This window comes from Anaerolactibacter massiliensis, assembly GCF_900290205.1.
Lineage (GTDB): Bacteria > Bacillota_I > Bacilli_A > Erysipelotrichales > Erysipelotrichaceae > Bulleidia > Bulleidia intestinalis.
Genome location: NZ_OLMH01000001.1, coordinates 438,501 through 455,143 on the forward strand (window position 1 = coordinate 438,501; position 16,643 = coordinate 455,143).

At 48.2% G+C, this 16,643-nt stretch carries 18 protein-coding genes; 11 read left to right on the forward strand and 7 right to left on the reverse strand.

What is annotated here, in order from left to right; all coding sequences use genetic code 11:
- The first annotated feature begins 20 nt into the window (after nt 1-20).
- Genes C7E00_RS02280 through C7E00_RS02300 form a run of 5 tightly spaced genes read left to right on the forward strand, consistent with a single transcriptional unit; the run spans nt 21 to nt 3,076 of the window.
- Nucleotides 21-1,019: a permease gene (locus tag C7E00_RS02280; RefSeq protein ID WP_105302740.1), complete on the forward strand. Its 999-nt coding sequence runs from the start codon at nt 21-23 to the stop codon at nt 1,017-1,019.
- Between the two features lie 12 nt (nt 1,020-1,031).
- Entirely contained in the window at nt 1,032-1,364 is a 333-nt protein-coding gene (locus C7E00_RS02285; protein ID WP_105302741.1) for an ArsR/SmtB family transcription factor, read from the forward strand.
- Nucleotides 1,361-2,419 carry an ACR3 family arsenite efflux transporter gene (arsB, locus tag C7E00_RS02290; protein ID WP_105302742.1) on the forward strand — a complete coding sequence of 353 codons (1,059 nt, stop codon included), beginning with the start codon at nt 1,361-1,363 and terminating at the stop codon, nt 2,417-2,419. The genes C7E00_RS02285 and arsB overlap by 4 nt, the downstream gene beginning before the upstream one ends.
- 4 nt (nt 2,420-2,423) lie before the next feature.
- Nucleotides 2,424-2,651, forward strand: coding sequence for a thioredoxin family protein (locus C7E00_RS02295; RefSeq protein WP_105302743.1), 228 nt, complete (start codon nt 2,424-2,426; stop codon nt 2,649-2,651).
- Nucleotides 2,648-3,076, forward strand: coding sequence for an arsenate reductase/protein-tyrosine-phosphatase family protein (locus tag C7E00_RS02300; RefSeq protein WP_105302744.1), 429 nt, complete (start codon nt 2,648-2,650; stop codon nt 3,074-3,076). The genes C7E00_RS02295 and C7E00_RS02300 overlap by 4 nt, the downstream gene beginning before the upstream one ends.
- Before the next feature lie 164 nt (nt 3,077-3,240).
- Here C7E00_RS02300 and deoD read toward each other — a convergent pair whose 3' ends face one another.
- Both deoD and mtnA read right to left on the reverse strand, forming a co-directional pair.
- The gene (gene deoD / locus C7E00_RS02305) at nt 3,241-3,972 is read right to left on the reverse strand and encodes a purine-nucleoside phosphorylase (RefSeq protein WP_105302745.1); all 732 of its coding nucleotides are present in this window, start codon (nt 3,970-3,972) and stop codon (nt 3,241-3,243) included.
- Between the two features lie 19 nt (nt 3,973-3,991).
- The gene (mtnA, locus tag C7E00_RS02310; RefSeq protein ID WP_204378542.1) at nt 3,992-5,062 is read right to left on the reverse strand and encodes an S-methyl-5-thioribose-1-phosphate isomerase; all 1,071 of its coding nucleotides are present in this window, start codon (nt 5,060-5,062) and stop codon (nt 3,992-3,994) included.
- Nucleotides 5,063-5,647: 585 nt separating this feature from the next.
- Here mtnA and C7E00_RS02320 point away from each other — a divergent pair.
- From C7E00_RS02320 to ybaK, 4 genes are read left to right on the forward strand one after another with little or no spacing between them, the layout of a single operon-like run.
- On the forward strand, nt 5,648-6,718 hold the full coding sequence (locus C7E00_RS02320; protein WP_204378543.1) for an ABC transporter substrate-binding protein: 1,071 nt from the start codon (nt 5,648-5,650) through the stop codon (nt 6,716-6,718).
- A gap of 13 nt (nt 6,719-6,731) precedes the next feature.
- Nucleotides 6,732-7,640 (forward strand): ABC transporter permease, encoded by a 909-nt coding sequence (locus C7E00_RS02325; protein ID WP_105302747.1) that lies wholly within the window; start codon nt 6,732-6,734, stop codon nt 7,638-7,640.
- Nucleotides 7,634-8,434 carry an ABC transporter ATP-binding protein gene (locus C7E00_RS02330; RefSeq protein ID WP_105302748.1) on the forward strand — a complete coding sequence of 267 codons (801 nt, stop codon included), beginning with the start codon at nt 7,634-7,636 and terminating at the stop codon, nt 8,432-8,434. The genes C7E00_RS02325 and C7E00_RS02330 overlap by 7 nt, the downstream gene beginning before the upstream one ends.
- A 35-nt stretch (nt 8,435-8,469) precedes the next feature.
- Nucleotides 8,470-8,961 carry a Cys-tRNA(Pro) deacylase gene (gene ybaK, locus C7E00_RS02335; protein ID WP_105302749.1) on the forward strand — a complete coding sequence of 164 codons (492 nt, stop codon included), beginning with the start codon at nt 8,470-8,472 and terminating at the stop codon, nt 8,959-8,961.
- Nucleotides 8,962-9,093: 132 nt separating this feature from the next.
- Here ybaK and C7E00_RS02340 read toward each other — a convergent pair whose 3' ends face one another.
- Nucleotides 9,094-9,957 (reverse strand): AraC family transcriptional regulator, encoded by an 864-nt coding sequence (locus tag C7E00_RS02340; protein WP_167836429.1) that lies wholly within the window; start codon nt 9,955-9,957, stop codon nt 9,094-9,096.
- Between the two features lie 245 nt (nt 9,958-10,202).
- On the opposite strand from C7E00_RS02340, the gene C7E00_RS02345 reads away from it, so the two are divergent.
- Together C7E00_RS02345 and ahpC are read left to right on the forward strand one after the other, a co-directional pair.
- Nucleotides 10,203-10,646 (forward strand): Dps family protein, encoded by a 444-nt coding sequence (locus tag C7E00_RS02345; protein WP_167836430.1) that lies wholly within the window; start codon nt 10,203-10,205, stop codon nt 10,644-10,646.
- Nucleotides 10,647-10,682: 36 nt separating this feature from the next.
- A complete protein-coding gene (gene ahpC / locus C7E00_RS02350) occupies nt 10,683-11,246 on the forward strand; it encodes an alkyl hydroperoxide reductase subunit C (RefSeq protein ID WP_105302751.1) in 564 nt (187 codons plus the stop codon).
- Nucleotides 11,247-11,351: 105 nt separating this feature from the next.
- Here ahpC and C7E00_RS02355 read toward each other — a convergent pair whose 3' ends face one another.
- The 4 genes from C7E00_RS02355 to C7E00_RS02370 all read right to left on the reverse strand — a co-directional run bounded on the left by C7E00_RS02355 (nt 11,352) and on the right by C7E00_RS02370 (nt 16,623).
- The gene (locus tag C7E00_RS02355) at nt 11,352-12,212 is read right to left on the reverse strand and encodes a MurR/RpiR family transcriptional regulator (protein ID WP_105302752.1); all 861 of its coding nucleotides are present in this window, start codon (nt 12,210-12,212) and stop codon (nt 11,352-11,354) included.
- 102 nt (nt 12,213-12,314) lie between these two features.
- The gene (locus tag C7E00_RS02360) at nt 12,315-13,703 is read right to left on the reverse strand and encodes a PTS transporter subunit EIIC (protein WP_105302753.1); all 1,389 of its coding nucleotides are present in this window, start codon (nt 13,701-13,703) and stop codon (nt 12,315-12,317) included.
- A gap of 18 nt (nt 13,704-13,721) precedes the next feature.
- The gene (locus tag C7E00_RS02365; protein ID WP_105302754.1) at nt 13,722-15,605 is read right to left on the reverse strand and encodes an oxidoreductase; all 1,884 of its coding nucleotides are present in this window, start codon (nt 15,603-15,605) and stop codon (nt 13,722-13,724) included.
- 547 nt (nt 15,606-16,152) lie between these two features.
- Nucleotides 16,153-16,623 (reverse strand): VanZ family protein, encoded by a 471-nt coding sequence (locus C7E00_RS02370; protein ID WP_105302755.1) that lies wholly within the window; start codon nt 16,621-16,623, stop codon nt 16,153-16,155.
- Between the last annotated feature and the right edge of the window lie 20 nt (nt 16,624-16,643).

Sequence of the window (16,643 nt, forward strand, 5' to 3'; positions counted from 1 at the left end):
AATGTGATGAAGGGACATATATGGGTGAATTCATTCAGAATGAGATCTTCGGGATGCATTGGCTGAATTGTCTGATCGGGAAAATGCTTGCCGCAATGGGGGCAGATCTTTCTGATAGATTTGCGGCGAGCATTCAGTTCTTTCTCTACGATGTGATCAAGATCTCGCTGCTGCTCTGTATTCTGATCTTTCTGATCTCTCTGATTCAGAGCTATTTTCCGCCTGAACGCAGTCAGAAGATCATGGGCCGCTTCCATGGCATCCAGGCAAACTGCATCGGAGCTCTGCTTGGAACGGTAACTCCATTCTGCTCCTGTTCTTCGATTCCGATCTTCATGGGGTTCACCAGTGCTGGTCTGCCGATTGGGGCGACGTTCTCATTCCTGATTTCTTCGCCTATGGTGGATCTCGGCAGTCTGGTTCTCCTGATGGGGATATTCGGAACCAGGATCGCGCTTGTCTATGTGATTGCAGGATTGCTGATCGCAATTGCAGCAGGAACGATCATCGAGCATATGCATCTGGAGGATCAGATCGAAGACCTGGTTCGCAATGCCCGGGCTTCGTCTTACGGAAATCTGAAGACGCTGAATGTGAAGGAGCGTATTCAGTACGCAGAAGAACAGATGACTTTCACGTTCCGGAAAGTGTTTCCGTATATTCTGGCAGGTGTCGGGATCGGAGCCGCAATTCATAACTGGATTCCTCAGCAGGCAATTGAGAAGGTGCTGGGAAGTGGGAATTCATTCAGCGTAATCATTGCCACGCTGGCCGGAGTTCCGATGTATGCGGATATCTTCGGGACCATCCCAGTGGCCGAAGCATTGCTTTCCAAGGGTGCGCAGCTTGGCACGGTGCTGAGCTTCATGATGGCGGTTACCACCCTGAGCCTGCCATCATTGATCTTGCTGCGCAAGGCAGTAAAGCCGAAACTGCTGGCGGTCTTTCTGGTACTATGCGTCCTCGGGATCATCCTGGTTGGATATGGATTCAATCTGATGCAGTCCATGTTTTTATGAAAGGAGAAGCGTATGAATGCAGCGGATGCCGCAATGATCTGCAAAGCCCTTGGTGATCCGATCCGGATCCGGATCGTGGAATTGCTGACAGATGGGGAATTATGCGCCTGCCGGATTCTGGAGCATTTTCAGATTACCCAGCCGACTCTTTCACATCATATGAAGATCCTGGCAGAGTGCGGTCTTGTCAGAACAAGAAAAGAATGGAAGAACACTTATTATGCTCTGAATTGCGATACGCTGATCGCATTCCGGAACTATATTGATCGTCTGAACTGCGGGCCATCCTGCAGTCAGAAAACAGCAGCCTGCTCAGATGCAGGCATTAGAAAGAAGAATATATGAAAAAACAAGAAGGAATCAGCAATTTTCAGCGGCATCTTTCCTGGTGGGTGCTGTTCTGCATGATGCTTGGCGTTGTCATCGGGCATTTTCTGCCTGGTGTTCCAAGAGCCCTTGGCAGGATGCAGATTGCGGGAATATCTCTTCCGATCGCGGTCCTGATCTGGATCATGATCTATCCGATGATGATCAAGGTGGATTTTCAGAGCATCCGTGAAGCAGGCAGGAATCCGAAAGGATTATTGATTACCTGGGTGACAAACTGGCTGATCAAGCCTTTTACCATGTATGGCCTTGCCCGCTTGTTTCTTTTCGGAGTGTTCGGCAGTCTGATTCCGCGGGAACTGGCCGGACAGTATCTTGCTGGTATGGTGCTGCTTGGAGCGGCACCGTGTACTGCCATGGTCTTTGTCTGGAGCAGGCTGACCGATGGAAATCCTGCCTATACAGTCGTGCAGGTCGCAACAAATGATCTGATCATTCTGGCTGCATTTGTGCCGATCGTAAAGTTCCTGCTCGGGGTTTCGGAAGTATCGGTTCCTTATAGCACGCTGTTCCTCAGCATCTTCCTGTTTGTGGTCATACCGCTCGGTGCAGGCTTTCTGACTCGGGTCAGAGTGATGAAAAAGAAGGGGAAGGAATATCTGGAACAGGTATTCCTTCACCGGTTTGATTCAGCATCCACCATTGGTCTGCTCCTGACGCTGATTCTGATTTTTGCTTCACAGGCAGAAGTGATTCTCAGCAATCCGCTGCATATCGTACTGATCGCAGTGCCGCTGATCCTGCAGACGTTCCTGATCTTTTTCCTTGCTTATGGTGCTTCCTGGGTGGCCAGGCTTCCGTTTGATATCGCTGCGCCTGCTGGAATGATCGGAGCATCCAATTTCTTTGAGCTTGCTGTAGCGGTTGCGATTGCGCTGTTCGGAACAGCAAGTCCGGCAGCGCTGGCGGCGACCGTCGGAGTGCTTACAGAAGTGCCGGTGATGCTGACGCTGGTAAAGATTGCAAATGGGACCAGGAGCTGGTTTCCAATCAATTCGGAAGGAGGAAGATAAACCGATGAATATCAAAGTACTGGGAGGAGGCTGCCGCAAGTGCGAGACATTGCTTGCAAATGCGAAAGCTGCAGCGGCTCAGAAAGGAATCGATGCCGAGATTGAGTACATTACCGACTTCGCACGCATTGCGTCTTATGGAATCATGAGCACGCCTGCGCTGATGATCGACGGAAAGACCGTGTCTGCCGGCAGAGTCCTGAGTGCGAAGGAAATAGAAGCCTTGCTATGAACAAGCCGAGGATTGCTTTTATCTGCGCGCATAATTCCTGCCGCAGCCAGATTGCGGAAGCACTGGCAAGACAGATGGCTTCCGAAGTTCTGGACAGCTGCTCTGCCGGAACCAATATTTCCGGCGGAATCAATCCGGATGCGATACGGCTGATGAAGGAAACGTTCGGAATTGATCTGATTCATGCCGGCCAGTATCCCAAGATGCTATCTGAACTGCCTGCAATCGATATAGTGGTAACGATGGGCTGCGGCGTGCAATGTCCGAATCTTCCCTGCCGGGAACGCTATGCCTGGGAAATCCCGGATCCGACCGGAATGGAGGATGAGGCGTTTCTCAGATCGATTGCCAAAATTCAGAAAGAGCTGCAGCATCTTCTGCAGGAATCTCCGCTTCTGCAGGAGTATCGTAACGAAAAGCGTTGACACTTCCACGGATAAAGCACGTGGGATTCTTGAGAAGTTTGATTTAGTGGCGGCTCATGTGAGCTGTAAAGCCTTTGATGCGGTCACAGCGGCCTTTAACCTGATAGCTGAGGCTCATGGGTTTTCACGGCAGATTAAAAAAGAAGCCTTCCGGCTTCCTATGCTTATTCCGCAAATTCCCAGGCAGTATCCAGAGCGATTTCCATCATGTCAGTGAAGGAATCACGAATCTGTTCAGAGGTAAGTGCCTGTTTCTTGAACAGGTGATCGCTGATGGAAAGAATAGTCAGCGCACGCTTGCGGTTGACAGCAGCCTCCCAATAAAGACCGGCAGACTCCATCTCGATTGCCAGATGTCCATAGTCTCTGAGCTTCTCATTGATCTCTCCTGCTTTCGGATTGTAGAAGAAGTCAGAGCTGAAGATCTTTCCGACCTTGAAGTTGCATCCCTTAGCTCTTGCTTTATTCACTGCAGTCTCGAGCAGGTCGAAGTCTGCACACGGAGCGAACTGACCGATGCCGTACTGATTGCCGTAGTTGGAGTTTGTCGTGCATGCTTCGGCGATGACGATATCAGAAGTATTGACATCCATTGCCAGTGCACCAGCAGAGCCGATGCGAATGATCGATTCGACCCCGAACTGCGTGAAGAGCTCATGCGTATAGAGACCGACAGAAGGGATACCCATGCCATGCCCCATAACGGAAATCTTCTTTCCCTTATAGGTTCCGGTATAGCCGAGCATGTTGCGCACATCATTGAAGCAGACCACGTCGCTGAGGTAGGTGTCTGCTACCTTCTTGGCGCGGAGCGGATCACCCGGCATCAGGACAACCTTGGCAATCTCTGCCTTCTGTCCGATGCAGGCACTGATACTTTCCTTGTAAACTGTCATTTCGTTCTCCTTTTCTTGTTCAGTCCTGGAACAGTTTCTTCATATTCATATCAAATGGCGGATAGACAATCCCGCGTTCTGTGATGATGGCGGTGAGCAGTTCATGATCGGTGACATCAAATGCCGGGTTGTAGCACTTCACTTCCGGAAGTACCATCGGTTCCTTGTACCACATGGAACGGATTTCATCCGGATCACGTTGCTCGATCCTGATATCATTGCCGGTCGGTGTATTGAAATCAATCGTGGAAGAAGGAGCTACCGTATAGAACGGAATGCCGTAATGCTTGGCAAGAATGGCTACGCCGCTTGTTCCGATCTTGTTGGCAAAGTCGCCATTGGCCGCAACCCGATCGCAGCCGACGAATACCGCATTGATCTTTCCCTGCTTCATGACAATGCTTGCCATATTGTCGCATATGGCTGTGACGTCTACGCCTGCTTTTGCCAGTTCATAAGAAGTGAGGCGAGCACCCTGCAGCAGCGGTCTTGTTTCATCGGAATAGACATGGATATTCCAGCCTTTCTCATGAGCCAGATACATCGGAGCTGTTGCGGTTCCGTAACCAAGGCATGCCAGTCTTCCGGCATTGCAATGAGTCAATAGACCATCGCCATCTTTGATCAGGGTAAGACTGTATTCTGCCAGCTTCTTCGTGATATCAAGCTGTTCCTGATGAATGGCAAGCGCTTCTTTCTTCAGCAGCGAAACGATCTCAGATACGGATTTGTCTGCATTTTCTCTGACCAGTGCTTCCTGACGATTCAGAGCCCAGGACAGATTGACGGCAGTGGGACGGGACGTATTCAGATATTCTTTCTGACGATGGAATGCTTCAGAGAAGGATTCATAGCTGTCAGAAGGATCATTGAGGGCAAGCACATACATGGCATATCCTGCAAAGACACCGATGACCGGAGCACCTCTGACCTGCAGCAGCTTGATGGAATCCCACATCTCCTGCTCCTTATTTAAAGTGAGGTCTACGGTGCGGTTAGGAAGCTGGGTCTGATCCAGTATGATCACGCTGCGTTCATCTTCTGAGAGTCTTACGACTTCATCGTTACGCACAGCATCACTGATTTCCATGTTCAAATCTCCTTTTACTGAATTCATTCTAGGACCGGGATCAGAAAGGGTCAATGAAGGAAACGCGACAGAAACGCCATAATATCTGTTTGCCAGGCAGGCATTCGGATTCAGAAGAATCAGAAATTAGGTGAAAATATTTTCACAGAATCAATGTAAGAGTGTCAGATTTTCTGGAAAAAGAAGAAAATCCATGTTGACTTCAGGAATCGGAATGCGGAAAATACGGATATACCAAGAAACCGAAGACGGAGACGAGTAGCTCAGACTGAAACTTCGAAGAGAGTTCCGGGTGGTGGAATCGGAACAGGCGGAAGCTGAAGGAATGGACTCCATGAGGGCCGACTGAACGGGACGGATGTTCCAAGTACGAAGGCCGGGATTCGATCCCGTTATCAATCAGATGCGTATGATGGTACGTAAGCGAGAGGATGTCAGGTATAGACATCAAGTTGGGTGGTATCGCAGAAGTTGTCAGAGACTCCTGTCCCATATTGGGACGGGAGTCTTTTTTCCTTAAACAGCTGCTCCGGCACAGCAGCTGCACATCTGCCGCTCAGACAAAGGAAAGATGAGGAAAGAAACATGAAGTACACAGCAATGATGAAGACCGCATTAGCAGCACTGATGGCAGGAAGCCTTGCCGCATGCAGCAGCGGATCTGCTGCAGCAGCGACAGCAGCTGCCAGCTCAGCAGCCGCCGCGACAACCACAGCCGCGGAATCTGCTGCCTCTGAATCGAAGACCTATAAAGTCGCTGTCGTCAAACAGCTTGACCATGCATCACTGGATGAGATTGCCAATGCGATTACAGCTGAACTGGATAAGCTTGCTGAAGAAAATGGCGTGACGATTGAATATGGTGATGTATATTCCGGACAGAATGATCAGACCACGCTTCAGCAGATCGGGTCTCAGGTTATCGCGGATGGCGTTGACTGCATCATTCCGATTGCAACCCTGGCTGCTCAGACCATGACCGCTGCTGCAGAAGAAACCAAGACTCCGGTCATCTTCGCGGCAATCTCTGATCCAGACAGTGCAGAACTCACTGGCATCGATTATGTATCTGGTACTTCTGATGCATTGAATACCACCCAGATCATGGATATGATCTTTGCCCAGAACCCGGATGCGAAGAAGATCGGCCTGCTCTATTCGAAGTCTGAGACGAACTCCGTGAAGCCGATTGAAGAAGCTAAGGCTTATCTGGATGAAAAGGGAATCGAATATGTCGAAGCAACCGGCAATACGAATGATGAAGTCATCCAGGCTGTTTCCTCGCTGGTCGCTGATGGTGTAGACGCTGTCTTCACCCCGACGGATAATGTAGTCATGGCAGCAGAACTTGCAATTGCTCCGACGCTTGCGGAAGCTGGCATCCCTCACTATACCGGTGCTGATTCCTTTGTCCGCAATGGTGCATTCGCTACCTGCGGTGTCAACTACACGGATCTTGGCACAGAGACAGCAGATCTTGCCTTCAAGGCAATGACCGAAGGCATGGAATCGCTCGGCGATTACTACCAGTCTTATGAAGTGATGCCGGGCGGAATCATCACGGTCAACACGGAGACTGCAGCAACTCTGAACGCAGACTATTCGATGTTCAGTGATTTCGGAGAAATCGTTGAGGTAACTACAACAGAAGACTGACGGAGGAAAAGGCATGCTTCACATCATTCAGACTGCACTGGAACTCGGGTGCATCTACTCTCTGGTAGCCCTGGCCCTGTTCCTGAGCTATCGCATTCTGAATATTGCGGATCTTACAACGGATGGCTGCTTCGTGCTCGGGATGGCGGTTTGCGTCAGCTCGGCTGCGAACGGGCATCCGTTTGCCGGTCTCTTCCTGGCCCTTGCGGCCGGGGCGTGCGCCGGCTTTGTGACGGCATTTCTGCAGACCAGGCTCGGGGTTCCGTCGATTCTTGCCGGTATTGTGACTAATACCGGTCTGTATACCATCAACCTCATGGCCATGGGCTGGTCCAGCAATGTCAGCCTGCTGAAGTCGGATACGGTCTATTCCTTATTCCGGCAGACTGGAATCGGCGGCAGCTGGTACACGATCATCTTCAGCGGTGCAATTGCATTCCTTTGCATGGCAGTTCTGCGCTGGTTCCTGACGACCAGACTCGGTCTCAGCATCCGTGCAACCGGCGATAACCCTGATATGGTACGGGCCAGTTCCATCAATCCCCGCTTCACGATCACGGTCGGTCTCTGCATCGCAAACAGCCTGACCGCTCTCTCCGGAGGCCTGGCCGGACAGCTGCAGCGCAGTGCGGATATCAATGCCGGTACCGGCATTGTCACCATCGGGCTTGCCTGCCTGATCATCGGCGAAGGCGTCATCAAAGGAAGAAAGTCCCTGACGAGAAACATTCTTGCATGTCTGGTCGGAAATATCGTCTACCGCTTCATCTATGCCATTGTCCTGCAGACCAGAATCATTCCGATTGAGGGTCTGAAGCTCATGACTGCAATCATCGTAGCCCTTGCCATCGCTGCTCCGGCAATCAAGGACAACATGGCAATCTCGGCAAGAGCTAGAAAGGAAGGACGCAGATCATGCTGAAGATCGATCGGATTTCCAAGACATTCAATCCCGGCACGGTCAATGAGAAGAAGGCACTGGATCAGTTCAGCCTGACCGTAGACGATGGTGATTTCATCACGATCGTCGGATCCAACGGTGCTGGCAAGTCCACCTTATTCAATGCGATCTGCGGTACGTTTCTGGTAGACTCCGGTTCCATCATTCTGGATGGAGAGAATATCACGTTCCTGCCGGAATACCGGAGATCGAAATATATCGGCAGACTGTTCCAGGATCCCCTCAAAGGAACTGCTCCGAATATGACGATCGAGGAGAACCTGGCTCTGGCTTATCTGCGTGCCGGAGAACATACCAGAGCATTTTCCAGAATCTCGAAGAAGGACGAAGCAGAATTCCGGGAACAGCTGAAGCTGTTAGGCAATGGCCTTGAAGACCGCATGAATACTCCGGTCGGAACCTTGTCCGGCGGGCAGAGGCAGTCGCTGACGCTTCTGATGGCGACGATTGTTCCGCCGAAACTGCTGCTGCTCGATGAGCATACGGCTGCCCTGGATCCCCAGGCGGCAGAGCAGATCATGAAGCTGACGGAAGAAACCGTTGCGAAGAATCATACAACCTGTCTGATGGTGACACATAACATGCATCAGGCACTGTCAGTCGGAAACCGGACGCTGATGATGAAAGATGGAAAGATTCTTCTTGATCTGAAGGGAGAAGAACGGAGTCATCTCACCGTTGAGGAACTGGTTCACATGTTCCGGGAAAAATCCGGGACTGATCTGGATAATGATCGCATTCTGCTTTCCGATTGAACCGGAGAGATGCATAATCATTTCCGGAGGCTGATATGGCAAAGGACAAGAAAGTGAAAACCAATGTGATGCGCATTCTGGATGCGGAGCACATTGCGTATACCGAACATACCTATGAAGTGGAAGACGGAAAGATTGACGGTGTCTCGGTAGCCCTGAAATGCGGCGAAGATCCGGATCAGGTATTCAAGACTCTGGTCACGGAAGGCAATGACAGGAACTTCTATGTATTTGTGGTTCCGGTGAAGCAGAAACTTGATCTCAAGGCATGTGCTGCTGCGGCAGGAGTCAAGAGCGTGGAGATGATTCCGCAGAAAGATCTTCTGAAGACCACCGGCTATATTCATGGCGGCTGCAGTCCGATCGGAATGAAGAAGCAGTTCAGAACCTTCTATGATGAGACGATCATCCTATTTGATACGGTACTGGTATCCGGAGGAAAGATCGGCACTCAGGTAGAACTTGACCCGAATGATCTGATCCGGATCACTTCCGGAACCACTGCGGCAATTGCCAGAGACGAGTGATCCTTTCTTAATAGAATGCCAGACAAAAATCTCAGCAGATCCGTAAGGGCTTGCTGAGACTTTTTTGTATTCTGGAGATATCACGAACAGATTACTCGGTTCCGTCCGACTCGGTCAGAACCGAGTAACTTCTTATGCACGTGAAGACTTCCGGTATTCTTTCGGAGTCATGCCGTATTCTCTCAAGAACATCCGGTTGAAGTAGCTCTGCTGGCTGAAGCCGCAGGAAAATGCGATTGAAGAGATTGAATCGTTTGTATTCTTCAGCATGGCTGCGGACATCTCAAGACGATAGGAATTCAGAAAGTCAATCGGAGAGGTCTCCGTATACTTGCTGAAGACAGCCGCACACTTGGAGCGGCTGATGCCAGCAGAGAAAGCGATGTCATTCAGACCGATGCGGTCGGCGTAGTGTTCATAGATATAGGTTGTCATCTTCTTCTGAAGACGGAGGTCTTCATCATGGTCCTGTTCGATCGGTTCATTCATATGAACAAGATAGACCTGTCTCAGAATCATGGAAACATATGCCAATGCCTGCAGCTCATAGCCTGCAGGTTTTTCTTCTGCGAGCTGCCTCAGCTCGTCCATGAGGTCCGAGATCATGCGGGCATGGCTGTTTCTGCCGTTCATGCGGATATGCGTGAAGTCGCCGTCGCTGATGACCGGCAGAATCAGCTCATTATAGAGATCATGGATGGATGACAGCATCATCGGGTTCACGGTCAGCGTGTGCGCAGAACAAGGCTTCTCTTCTTCCGTGCTGTAGACTCGATGGACTTGTTCCTGATTGATAATGCAGATATCTCCTTTCTTCAGAAGGAAGTCCGAGTCATTGACATGGCAGTGCATCTCGCCGCTCTCTACCTGAATCAGTTCCAGCATATCGTGCCAGTGAGCCAATTCCTGATGAGGATCAGCAGAGCATATTTCTTTGTTCTCCAGGAAAACCGGAAGGTTCCCGAAGGAGTAGTTTTCTTCTGTATTCTTTTTCATATTTATATTCTGACACGAAAACATAGAAACGCAAAAGAAAATGCAATAAAATTACGAAAATAACCTAAAAATACTCATGAAATCTTGTTGATTATACTAATAGTCAGTTGTGAATCTTATAATCAGGTAAATAATGCAATAAAATTGGTTCTAATTTGCTATTAACAAGTTCATGCGGAGAATATTATGTAAATGTCACAAGACAACAAAGGAACAGATAAAGTTCCTGGAAGGAGATATAAGAAATGAAAAACGAATTGAATGTATCTATGAATGAGCTGCTCAGCAGTCTCGAAGTGTTCTACCACAAGCTTCAGTCCTACCACTGGTATGTGAAGGGACATGCATTCTTCACAGTCCATGCACAGCTGGAATCTTATTACGATGAAGTCAGCGAAGAGATTGATGAAGTCGCAGAGACGCTGCTGATGATCGGCGGCGCTCCGGTATCCACCCTGAAGGAATTCCTGGAACTTTCGAAAGTTTCGGAAGCAGAGGGTGTCTATATCAAGGCAGATGATCTGCTCCCGAAGGTCAGAGATGACTACGCACTGCTGGAAAAGCTTGCAGAAGGTGTTAAGAGCACAGCTGAAGAAGAAGGAAATGTTCTGGTATCCGCAAAGATGGATGACCTGATTGAGTCCTTCAGCAAAGCAATCTGGATGATTTCCCAGTCCCTGATGGCTTGAGAAGTCAGTGCGATGATAGAAAGAGAGAGGAAAAACATGTCTTTAATCAACAAAGAAGTATCACCGTTCAGCGTACAGGCTTATGCCGATGAAACATTCAAGACCGTAACGAAGGATGATCTGCTCGGAAAGTGGAGCGTATTCTTCTTCTATCCGGCTGACTTCACATTTGTCTGCCCGACCGAGCTGGAAGATCTTCAGAACAACTATGAAGAGTTCAAGAAGATCGGCTGCGAAGTCTATTCCGTTTCCTGTGACACGCACTTCGTGCACAAGGCATGGCATGATCACTCTGAAGCGATCTCCAAGATCACATTCCCGATGATCGGCGATCCGACGCAGGCTCTTGCCAGGGACTTCGAGGTCCTGATTGAAGCAGATGGTCTGGCTGAAAGAGGAACCTTCATCATCGATCCGGATGGAAAGATCGTTTCCTATGAAGTCAGCTGCGGCAGTGTCGGCAGAAATGCGGATGAACTGCTCCGCAAGGTAGAGGCTTGCCAGTTTGTCCGTGAGAATGGCAATGAGGTATGCCCTGCAAAGTGGAGACCGGGTGCTAAGACCCTGAAGCCGGGCATTGATCTCGTCGGCGCTATCTGAGTTCTCTCTTCAGAAACCTTCCCGGTAAGAACAGAAACTCTCAATTCTGAATCTGAAATGGTCCCTGCAGAAGGACAGCATATGGTGTGCTTCTGCAGGGACTTTTTATTGTTTTCTTCCTTCTGCTTCAATCAGGCGGACATTTGCTTCGGATTTTCTGACATTGCGGTCATAGTCTGTTTTATACAGATAGCAATAAAGACAATCCAGGACAAAGTGAACGCCATAATAAGATGCAAATGATTCTATCTTTGCGGCAAACGAATCATCTTCATCTGTTTCGACATAGATTACTTCATCGCAGAGGCTGGCGAGTGTACTTGTTTTCTTGGCGGTTATGGCGACAGTCCTGCAGCCTTTCTTTCTGAGAATGCTTCCGCACTTGAGGATTTTCTCAGTCTCTCCGGATTGTGAAATCAGAAGATTGAAATACTCTTTCTCGCAATTGACTGCATAAGCATAAAGAAGTGTGGAATCACGTTCAATATTCACTTGCTTACCAAGACGGGCTAATTTGACAGCAAAATCCTGGGCGACCATATTCGACATCCCGGCGGCATAGATATTGATTACATGTGCATCATGCATCTGATAGACAATTCGTTTCAGCTGGTCATAATCAAAAGAACTCGTGACTCTGCTGATCGTGGCTGCATTCAGATTTTCCATCTTCTTCGTAATCAGCTCAAACGAATCATTCTTGGAAAAGGGAAGGTTGATATCGACTTTTTCGTGGTTCAGAGATTTCTCATACTCAGAAAGAAACAGGATCCGGAAATCGCGGAATCCATTCATTCCGAGCTTTCTGCAGAAGCGGGTAATTGTTGCAGGAGATGAATAAGTACGCCCTGCGAGTTCAGAAATGGTAATCTTACCCATCTCCAGACCATGGGAAAGCATAAAGTCAGCAAGATTCTTTTCTGAATCCGTAAAGCCAGATTGCTCTTTCAATAATTCGAGAATCATCTTTTCACCACCATTTGATCGGTTCGTACCACCAGCTGATTTAATAATAAAGCCCTCAGTGATTAAACTGAAGGCTAAATTACTTCTGCAGAATGAAACTGATTATTTGCTGAATTCAGTGACTTTTCCGCTCTTCAGCAGGAATGCAGTCAGAAGGAATCCGACACCAATCGAGGTGATAATTCCAACGCAGTACATCGGAAAGTTTACAGCTCCGAACCATGCTCCGAAAGAGAGGATTCCTGAAAAAGCGAAGTTGGTGGCTGCAACTTTGCCAAGACCAAGTACGAGACCACCGCAGGTACCGGAAATTACCATCGTTGCAAGAAGAAGCTTTGATCTCAGAACAATTCCATAAAGGGAAGGCTCAGTAATTCCGCAAAGCGCATTGGTGAATGCAGCAGAACTTGCGGTTGTTTTATCATCAGCATTCTTTGCGAAGATTGCTACTGCAAGGCAAATTCCGAGAACTGCGTAGTTTCCCATTCCTCCTGCAGCAAGTCCGTATTCATATCCCTGTTCAGCCATGATTCCGAGCATAATCGGTGTGACTGCCCAATGCATTCCCAGGAGAATGATGATGGAGAAGAAACCGCCGAAGACAATATCCATGATGACAACATTTCCGGAGAGAATGCTGTAAATCCATTTGACGAAATTACCGATCATGCCGCCGATAGGACCGAATACAAGAATTGTAAGCGGAACGAAGATGAAGAGGCAGGCAGCAGGAACGATGATGAACTGCATATTTTTTGCGACATGCTTTTTCAGCCACTTTTCAAAGTAGCTCATGCAGAATACGGCAAGAAGAATCGGAATGAAGGAACCGCCGAAATTGAAGGCAGTGAATTTAATGCCGATCATGCTTGCTGTGTCTCCGGTAACTAGAAGATTAGATACACCCGGATACATGATTGCTGCGCCGAGCGTAGCCGCAACATAAGGGTTGCACTTGAAGTGCTTGCCTGCAGTGAAAGCCAGCAGAATCGGGAAGAAATAGATCAGGGAATAGAAGATTGCGTAGAAAGTCTGATAGGTAAGACTAGCGCTGTCGACGACTCCGAGATTTGCGAGCAATCCGATCACGCCTGAAGCAATACCACCTGTGGCGAGCACCGGAATATATGGTGCGAATACATCTGACATCATTCTTGTGAATCGGTCGAAGAGCCCGGTCTTTTCAGCAGCAGTATCCAGATTTTCATCTACTGCTTCACCTGCTTTTAACCCTGCGTTCTTAATTTCCGGAAGCTGTATCAGCTGTTCGTATACTTCATCTACCTGAGTGCCGATCAGCACATGGAACTGACCGCCGGCGTTCTGGACTCCGAGCACTCCTGGGATTTTTCTGATGGCTTCTGGATTTGCTTTGCTTGTGTCTTTCAGATTAAACCGAAGCCTTGTGGCGCAGTGAACAACATTGGAAATGTTATCCGCTCCTCCGACGTTGACAATGATTTGCTTGTTCAGATCTGTGTAATCGCTCATTTTGAATTCTCCCTTTCTTTACAGATTGATTGCAGCAGTATATCCCTCAAATACTGCGTTCATGATGTTGCTTGGTCTGTTGCAGTCACCGACAGATATTGTGTTTCTTACAATTCCATAGAACTTTTTCAGTTCTTCGATATCCACAGATAATCCTGTGGAAAGGACCATTGTGTCGTATGGAATCTGAACCATGCTGTTTTCATGATTCCTGCAGATTACTTCTTTATCAGCGATCTCCATGCATGCAGAGTTCAGATAGACGTGGATGTTCGGATGCATGGCATATTTCTGCATCATTGCTTCTTTCTGGAGAGCATTTGCATTTGCGGCAAGCTCTCCTGTCATTTCCACAATCGAAACTTCTTTTCCTTCTTCTGCAAAACCAAGAGCCAGCTCACAGCCGATACTTCCGCCGCCGAGTATCACGACGTTATTTCCGACTTTTTCCGGGAAGCTCAATGCTTCCGTGGCAAGCACAACATTGTTTCTGTCGGATCCCTTGATCGGAAGACGTCGTTCATGTGCTCCTAAAGCAAGAATCAATGCATCCGTATTCAGATCCCGGATCATACCCGGAGTTGCCTCGGTGCTGAGCCTCAGGTCTATCTGACGCTTTGCAATCTGGGCGTGATAGTATTCAAGCAATCTGCGGACTTCGTCTTTATGATGTTCTTTAGAGATGTATTTCAGCATTCCGCCGATCTCGCTGCTTTTTTCAAACAGAATTACTTCATGTCCTCGATCACTGGCAGCCATGGCAGCTTTGATTCCGGCAGGACCTGCGCCGATGATCACTACGCGCTTCTTTGCTTCTGCTTGATCAAGCTTTTCAGGAATGAATGACTCATTATGGAATCTGGGGTTTACAGAGCAGCCGACATTCCAATGATCACTGGAAATGTGGTAGCAGTTCAGGCAGCGGAGACATGGAACGATATCTTCCGTATGGTTATTCATTGCTTTGTTAGCCCAGTCCGGATCGCATAAGAATGCACGCCCATAAGCAACCAGATCAGCTTTTCCTTCAGCAATCAGCTGATCAGCTGCTTCCGGGGTAGGAATCGCTCCGACTACCGTAACCGGAATATTCAGAATCTTTCTGATTTCTGCAGAATAATCTGCATTTGTCATATAGTCCTCAAAAAATGAGGTGATGCAATGTACATTTGCGTGTCTGTCCAGATCCATGCCAGACGATACCTGAACATCATCGACGTAAGGCTCTGCAAGCTTCAGGAAGGTTTTGACATCATCGAATGTAATCGAGTTTTCTTCCCATTCATATGCAGAAATTCTCATATCCACCGGAAATCTCGGACCGACTGCTTTGCGAACAGCTTCCAGAATCCTGAGAGGGAATCGGGAGCGGTTTTCAATCGAACCACCATACTCATCAGTACGATGGTTGTAAATCGGAGAAAGGAACTGAGCCGGAAGCCACCCATGGCCGAAATGCAGGAAAATGGAATCAAAGCCGATCTTTTTTGCGGCAGCCGCAGTTTTCGAATACCAGTCCAGAGTCTCCTGCATCATCGCTTCATTCATTGCTTTGACGACAGTTCCGTCTTTGCGGATTTCATCAGAAGGGCCTTTGGCGAAATCGTAGACTCTTGCCCCTTCACCGCCGTGAAAGAGTTCAATCGAGGCCTTGGCTCCGCCTTTGTGGATCTTCAGAACTCGCTGACGTGTATTTTCTCTTTCGTACTTTGAGAATATCCACGGCTCGTCTTTGCTGGAAAAACTTGATTTTCCGGGTTCGACAATTGCGTGGCCAGCAATCACAAGTGCTGCTCCTCCGAGTGCTTTTTCTTCAAAGACATCTCCGGTAGGGTCTGCAATAATTCTGTTTTTCAGAATCATTCCATTGATTGATATCGGACTGAATAAGTGATCTAGCATCTGATTTGCCCCCTGCATTCTCAAAATATGGATTTGCCTCAGGCAATGTAAGGGGATTCAGAGACATTTCAAATCATTTTCGGATTTTCCTTTAGATTAGTTCTGAAATATGAAAATCATTTTAATCATCAAAATGTTCAGAAAATTATGATGGCTTTGCATTTCGTAACGATGGCTTTTTCGAAATCTTTTTATAATCAGAGCCGTCATTGGAAACTTTTAAATGTCTGTATCATCCATAGTTTGACAGTCAGAGAGAAGAAAAAAGCCGGAAAAGCGACACTGAAGGGCTTATCCGGCATTTCTGATTATGTATCGAGTAAACGCTGTTATGTAATGTATCTCTCTGTTCAGTTTCTTAATTAACCAGAGGGAGCAAACCAATATAATTTATCCTTATTCTTTAACCTATGCTAGATGCTTCTGGATCAGTAAAGATCTTCTCGTGCTGCTCCCTTTCTGATGGAGACATTCCAGCTTTGCCGCACAAAAAGCTTAAGTGGTGATGATTTATAATGTCTAGATTTTCTGCTGGGAGAAGTGCTATTCACTGAATCTGTTTCTTCGGATGGCGGAACAGATCTTTGAGGATCAGAAACAGCACATAGCAGAGAAAGCCTCCGAAGAGACAGCCGCTGCAGTCAATCAGCATATCCGTGAACTGGCTGCTTCTGCCAGCCACATGGAGCTGAATCATCTCGTCCGCAAACGGAACCGAGAACAGAAACAGCAGAAAGTTCAGCGATCGGTGATGAAACAGCGGGCAGATGTGCATGGCAAGAACGACCAGAAAACCAAGGCCGGCGAACTCCGTGAAGTGAGCAAGCTTGCGCACATAGTGATGGAACGTGCTGAAATCGGCATAGAGACCGAAATGCTGGAGGATATTCATCAGTTCATGCGTGACTCTGGAAGAAAGCGCATCGCTGACGGAAGCGACCATCAGGGAATTGCGGAAGATCAGCCAGATGTAGATGCCGACCAGGATCCAGATCCACCAGTGTTTTCTAGGTTTCAAGTTCTCCCTCCTTCAGGTGT

What these genes read in the sequence shown, in the direction of transcription:
- C7E00_RS02280 (WP_105302740.1), top strand. Translation starts at nt 21, where the DNA reads ATGGGTGAATTCATTCAGAATGAGATCTTCGGGATGCATTGGCTGAAT.
- C7E00_RS02285 (WP_105302741.1), top strand. Translation starts at nt 1,032, where the DNA reads ATGAATGCAGCGGATGCCGCAATGATCTGCAAAGCCCTTGGTGATCCG.
- arsB (WP_105302742.1), top strand. Translation starts at nt 1,361, where the DNA reads ATGAAAAAACAAGAAGGAATCAGCAATTTTCAGCGGCATCTTTCCTGG.
- C7E00_RS02295 (WP_105302743.1), top strand. Translation starts at nt 2,424, where the DNA reads ATGAATATCAAAGTACTGGGAGGAGGCTGCCGCAAGTGCGAGACATTG.
- C7E00_RS02300 (WP_105302744.1), top strand. Translation starts at nt 2,648, where the DNA reads ATGAACAAGCCGAGGATTGCTTTTATCTGCGCGCATAATTCCTGCCGC.
- deoD (WP_105302745.1), bottom strand. Translation starts at nt 3,972, where the DNA reads ATGACAGTTTACAAGGAAAGTATCAGTGCCTGCATCGGACAGAAGGCA.
- mtnA (WP_204378542.1), bottom strand. Translation starts at nt 5,062, where the DNA reads ATGGAAATCAGTGATGCTGTGCGTAACGATGAAGTCGTAAGACTCTCA.
- C7E00_RS02320 (WP_204378543.1), top strand. Translation starts at nt 5,648, where the DNA reads ATGAAGTACACAGCAATGATGAAGACCGCATTAGCAGCACTGATGGCA.
- C7E00_RS02325 (WP_105302747.1), top strand. Translation starts at nt 6,732, where the DNA reads ATGCTTCACATCATTCAGACTGCACTGGAACTCGGGTGCATCTACTCT.
- C7E00_RS02330 (WP_105302748.1), top strand. Translation starts at nt 7,634, where the DNA reads ATGCTGAAGATCGATCGGATTTCCAAGACATTCAATCCCGGCACGGTC.
- ybaK (WP_105302749.1), top strand. Translation starts at nt 8,470, where the DNA reads ATGGCAAAGGACAAGAAAGTGAAAACCAATGTGATGCGCATTCTGGAT.
- C7E00_RS02340 (WP_167836429.1), bottom strand. Translation starts at nt 9,957, where the DNA reads ATGAAAAAGAATACAGAAGAAAACTACTCCTTCGGGAACCTTCCGGTT.
- C7E00_RS02345 (WP_167836430.1), top strand. Translation starts at nt 10,203, where the DNA reads ATGAAAAACGAATTGAATGTATCTATGAATGAGCTGCTCAGCAGTCTC.
- ahpC (WP_105302751.1), top strand. Translation starts at nt 10,683, where the DNA reads ATGTCTTTAATCAACAAAGAAGTATCACCGTTCAGCGTACAGGCTTAT.
- C7E00_RS02355 (WP_105302752.1), bottom strand. Translation starts at nt 12,212, where the DNA reads ATGATTCTCGAATTATTGAAAGAGCAATCTGGCTTTACGGATTCAGAA.
- C7E00_RS02360 (WP_105302753.1), bottom strand. Translation starts at nt 13,703, where the DNA reads ATGAGCGATTACACAGATCTGAACAAGCAAATCATTGTCAACGTCGGA.
- C7E00_RS02365 (WP_105302754.1), bottom strand. Translation starts at nt 15,605, where the DNA reads ATGCTAGATCACTTATTCAGTCCGATATCAATCAATGGAATGATTCTG.